Source organism: Candidatus Thorarchaeota archaeon (assembly GCA_013388835.1).
In the GTDB taxonomy this organism is placed as follows: domain Archaea; phylum Asgardarchaeota; class Thorarchaeia; order Thorarchaeales; family Thorarchaeaceae; genus JACAEL01.
The window spans coordinates 1-4,726 of the sequence record JACAEL010000049.1 but is presented as its reverse complement, the minus strand read 5'-3'; the positions used below and the strand labels follow the sequence as shown (position 1 = coordinate 4,726).

The 4,726-nt window shown below is 54.1% G+C and carries 6 protein-coding genes; 1 reads left to right on the top strand and 5 read right to left on the bottom strand.

The window, feature by feature from the left end:
• Window positions 1–283 (bottom strand): hypothetical protein (locus HXY34_08765; GenBank protein ID NWF96222.1); only part of this gene is annotated, 283 nt, incomplete at its 3' end.
• Window positions 284–500: 217 nt separating this feature from the next.
• Between HXY34_08765 and HXY34_08760 the strand changes: the two genes are divergently transcribed.
• Window positions 501–995, top strand: coding sequence for an isoprenylcysteine carboxylmethyltransferase family protein (locus HXY34_08760; GenBank protein NWF96221.1), 495 nt, complete (start codon window positions 501–503; stop codon window positions 993–995).
• A gap of 347 nt (window positions 996–1,342) precedes the next feature.
• Here HXY34_08760 and HXY34_08755 read toward each other — a convergent pair whose 3' ends face one another.
• From HXY34_08755 to HXY34_08740, 4 genes are all read right to left on the bottom strand, one after another.
• Complete coding sequence (locus HXY34_08755) at window positions 1,343–1,972, bottom strand: hypothetical protein (GenBank protein NWF96220.1); 630 nt, start codon at window positions 1,970–1,972, stop codon at window positions 1,343–1,345.
• Between the two features lie 16 nt (window positions 1,973–1,988).
• A complete protein-coding gene (locus tag HXY34_08750; protein NWF96219.1) occupies window positions 1,989–2,147 on the bottom strand; it encodes a hypothetical protein in 159 nt (52 codons plus the stop codon).
• Window positions 2,148–2,205: 58 nt separating this feature from the next.
• Window positions 2,206–2,760 (bottom strand): GTP-binding protein, encoded by a 555-nt coding sequence (locus tag HXY34_08745; GenBank protein ID NWF96218.1) that lies wholly within the window; start codon window positions 2,758–2,760, stop codon window positions 2,206–2,208.
• A gap of 223 nt (window positions 2,761–2,983) precedes the next feature.
• Window positions 2,984–4,453 (bottom strand): hypothetical protein, encoded by a 1,470-nt coding sequence (locus HXY34_08740; GenBank protein NWF96217.1) that lies wholly within the window; start codon window positions 4,451–4,453, stop codon window positions 2,984–2,986.
• Window positions 4,454–4,726: the final 273 nt, after the last annotated feature.

Below are 4,726 nucleotides of genomic sequence, written 5' to 3'. Positions count from 1 at the left end.
GCTTCAGCGTTGCTACTGATGCGGACGCCTTCGCCATCCTGACCGCTCTGTCGGTCGCTGCAAGAAGGTCTTCCCTCTTGGAACTGGGGGTGAACGAGAAACCAGACACGCCGTCCACATAACATGTGATTGAGAAGCCTGTTCGCAGTCTCACAATCAGGTCCTTCCAGACATCATCCGAACGCTGCAGTGTGCGAAGTGACAGGTCTTCGTATCTTGCCTCGACAAAGCTGGCTCCTAGCGAGTCGCCTTTGGCAACACAGAACTCTAGTTCATCGAACATTGAAGTACGGCTCCATACGGTGGAGTGGCGTCCTGCCGTAGGTACAGATATGTCTTCGCTAAGACGCCATCTTCATGGAACGGGGCGGCCAAGAATAGTCTACATCACCTCGATTCCACAGTCCTAATCAGCGACTCTTCACATGGACTCTCCAACAGACTCCTCCGATGCGGGAAGTTTATCTGCATTCAGTCTCTCAGTAGCGTGAGGGGTGATTATGAGCGAGGACCAACACTCCGATGAATTCGGGCCCTATACGGTCTTGCGATCAGCCGCTGTGATAGCGAACTTCATAATACTCTTGCCAGCAGCTCTCAGCACTCGCAGTCATGGGACAAGCTTCCTTGACTTCGTGTCGATTCTGATTGGTATTTGGCTGGCGAGCAGATTTGTCAGATATCTGGGCCGCGCGCATGAGTATCCTGCAGCTTGGACTTCACCCTCCCGCGTGCGACAAATAGAGCGACGCGGCATATTCTCGAAGATTCGCCACCCTACGATAGCGGCCGTCATTTACATGAATCTTGCCTACCTCTTTCTGTTTCGGAGCATGACAATTCTGCTGACGGTGTGCCTTTGCATCGGCTTCTGGTACATGATTGCCAAGTATGAGGAGTCAGTCATGAATGAGCGATTTGGGGACCAGTATCGAGAGTACATCATGAGGACGGGTATGTTCCTCGCCGGTGATGGCCACCAAGAGATGTACTAAGTCCGTCCGACGCATCACGGCACAATCAGCGATTGAACGCGCCTGTGCACAGCGGACTCGGCGTCGGGCCTTCGTGTCCGGTTGATGTGGTACCACTCCCCAGCCGACTCGCGATTCACTGTCATTTGAATGGTGCCTACACAGCAGACTCGTCAATACCCGGGAATGGGACTGAGACCACTTAATGCGGTCTGCTGAAGCTTCAGATGGCCGAGTCTTCGGTGTCTGCGTCGTTTCAAATGACACTACCACACAGGAAGAGTCTGTGAGTGCTCGGCTATCGGGCGTTGGTCAAGGTTTGCGGAGTCAAGGCTCAGTCTGCTTCCGACTCGGCGGCTCGACCATGTTCACTCTTGACGGGGCACTGGCAGGTCTATCTTGGTTATCTCGTAGTTGGCACTGATGAACTCGATCTGTCCGGAAACATCCATGACGTTGCCACCAAGTGAGCGCATCGAGAACTGGGCCACCTGTGTGCTTCCGGGATTGATAGTTCCAAGCCGCTGCATACGAAAACTCCCGATTGCAGGTTCGACCCCGTCTGGCGGGTCGATTGTCACGACGACCATCTCAATTCTGTAGTCGTTTTGGTTTGTGACCATTGTCTTCAGCGTGTGTGTGTCACCATGGGCTTGCATTGTGGCGATGACTTTCACTCCTGCATGTGTGACTTCGTGATGCTGCCTCTGTGGCACGACTTCTCTCTTCACTGTCTCCCGTGGAAACCGGGCGGACGGCGACGTGGTTGGTCGAACACTCGGCGTCTGTAATGCTGTGGGCTGCTGGGCAGAAGCTGCCAGACTGGCGAGACTGCCGGAGAGTACTCGGAGTGCTGCCCTGCCCTCGTACAGCATGAATGCAAGTCCTCCCATGACTATTGAAACGACAATCCCCACTTCCATGAGACTCCATACGAGAGGAGTGGACTCGATGAAATCGACGATTGGGCTCAGGTATGGCCATATATTCGTTCTCAACCACTCAATGACCTGCTCAAAGAAGAGCAGCTCGTATCTCCCATCGCCGGTTGCGGCCAGAGGCGTCCCCCATCTCCAGAGCAGAGATGTCATATCCGATGAGAACAGGAGCAGGGTTCCTGTTACCATTGACAAAGTACCAGTATCCAGAGTACACACCCTCTATGGTCCACATCTATCATCCAGTTGTCACGAGTGGTTATCAACTTTGCACTCCCTTGCCATTCATACGCTCACTGTTCTGGTGCCTGAGACCGGGGAATGGGTGGATATAGTCTGTAGAGGGTCTGGGCGGTATCCATGAACAGTCTGTCGACATTGGCACCGGTCTTTGCGCTGGTCTCTATGTAGGGCCAGCCGATGCTGCTGGCGAATTGTTCTCCCTCCGACCTGTCGACCTGTCGCGGTCTCTCTCCGTCTGCCTTGTTGCCCACCACCATGCCCGGTATCTGTCTCTTCTCTGTCACAGTCAGTGTGGAGTTCATTCCTCGATACCAGTCTGACAGGTGTTCAAGAGTGGTTCTGGACCCCAAATCGAAGACTAACAGGGCATAGTGAGCGCCTCGGTAGTACTGTGTCCTCAGAGCCGAGAAGTCCTCCTGACCTCCCAAGTCGATGACGGTGAGGATGACAGGCGTGACTGGGTCTATGTTCAGGGCCACTGCGCTCAGGTCCACGCCGACTGTGGCGCAATAGCTAGGATCAAACTCACCAAGGAGTATCCGCCTCATGAGCGACGACTTGCCCACGTTGGCATCTCCGACCAACAGACATTTGTAGACTGGCACTGGCAATGGAGAGTCCTCACAGTATGTAGCGACTTGAACAAAGAAAAACCTCCGTATGATACTGGATGCTGAACGCACTCGCATCTCTTCTCAGGTGCACAGACGTCCAGGCCATTGTCAAGAGTGCTGTGACCGGACACACCAGCCCGAAATCAGGAGGTCCTGTCAATCCGATGCGGCCATCTGACGCAGCCGCCATCAGAAGCTGAACAATGCATGGAACTCACCATATGAAGACTCCGAAGAGCTGCATGAGAACTGTCTGAACGAACACGAGGACAAGCAGTATGCCCTTCTCCTTCCTGTCCATCCGGGAGTCTAGGACGTATGCAAGGACTGGGACTAGTAGCACTGGCAGCACGAACAGACAGATTCGTGCGGTCTCCCCCTTCTTCGGTGCCCCCGTCAAGAAGAGAATCAGTAGAGCCGCCAGTGAAGACATGAGGAGTGCATGTTTTGTCCTGTCTGGGGACTCTGTCTTCAGACGGCTGCAAAGCTGTACTGCACCTTTGTATGCCAGTACCGTGAGTACAGGTCCGAAGAAGAACACTATGTCCAGCACGCACTGCAGTCTTGTAATCACATACTCGACCGGGTTGGCAAGCAGCGTGAAGCCGCGAGGGTTCTCAGAGAAAGCTGCATACTGAAACGCCGCAATGTAGTTGAAGCTCAGCGTTGCGAACATCACGATGTAGGAAGCGACAGTGAGTGCACTGATAGCGAACAGGTACCGCAGTGAACGGATCTGGCTTTCAATCCATCTGCGGAACCCGGTCTCAGGACGGATCCCTGTCCGCATCACTTCGAAGAGGAAGAGATACAGCACAGCATAGACAAAGAGAAACGTGATGAACGAGCCGAGGAACATACACACCGTGCTGCCTACAATCCTGACACTGCGGTTGTCGTGGAGATAGAAGTAGAGAAGACCAACCATGAGAGCTGCGACGACTGCGTAGATGTTTGCAAGATAATACACCTGGACGGCAGGGAGAAGGAGATAGAGGAGACAGCCATATCGAGCTGCTTCACTGTCGAACAGCCGTCGGTAGATTCCGTGTATGAAATACGCCGAAGCTACAGATGCGCCCAGACTCATTCCCACCGAGATTGCCCACGGCGAACCCAGCAGGACGTACAGGACGTACATTGTAAGGACAGCGCCGGGTGGCTGGGTACGCGCATGCACTGAGAGAGTGTCCTGTATTGACACGAACTGGGCTATGAACTCCAACGGATTGCGGACTTGGACTGCATCACTCAGGATCTCAGATGGGCCTCCCACCGGTGCCACTATTCCAATCTCCCAGCCCTGAAACAGACTGGTCGCTAAGATTGACATCCATACAACAGTAGTCACGAGTGCGACACTCGGAGTCACATATCCTCTTCTGCGGAAGAACAGGACTAGTACTCCGAAGATCATTATCACCACAGCTGCGAAGACCACCTGTTCGAACAAGGGCCTTGCAGGAAAACCCCAGAGCGGCCAGATAGATCCGGACCCCGGTGAGCTCTGTGTCGGAGCAGGTGCGTTGTAGGGAGTCTGCGGACCGGGAGTGGGCCCTAGAATTCCAGAGGCGCCACCAATTGTGAGTCGGTAGAGTACGCTGATCTCGGTGAATAGGGCAAGGACCCAGAGGTATGCCAAGATGTGATACTTGTCGAGCAGACTCGGTCGGATTGGTTCCATTCCTCACTTGTCCTCGTCTTGAGACTCTGTCCTCCAGCAAATGACTCTGCCGGACAGACTTGGGGCGCGCTTCCAGAACCCGCTGCCTTGTATATCCCCATCATTGAGGAGAACCTCTCTCACTCAGAATCCCATCTCACGTTCTCTTCAACGCCGACTGAAGTGGAAGAGAGTGACCAGGGCGCAAGCAGTAAAAGGGTGCGGCAAGAATCTAAGCATGATGATACGCTACGAGGGCAGCATCTGGAGACCGCCCAGTGAGGCAGACAGCCT

What these genes read in the sequence shown, in the direction of transcription:
- HXY34_08760 (NWF96221.1), top strand. Translation starts at nt 501, where the DNA reads ATGAGCGAGGACCAACACTCCGATGAATTCGGGCCCTATACGGTCTTG.
- HXY34_08750 (NWF96219.1), bottom strand. Translation starts at nt 2,147, where the DNA reads ATGTGGACCATAGAGGGTGTGTACTCTGGATACTGGTACTTTGTCAAT.
- HXY34_08740 (NWF96217.1), bottom strand. Translation starts at nt 4,453, where the DNA reads ATGGAACCAATCCGACCGAGTCTGCTCGACAAGTATCACATCTTGGCA.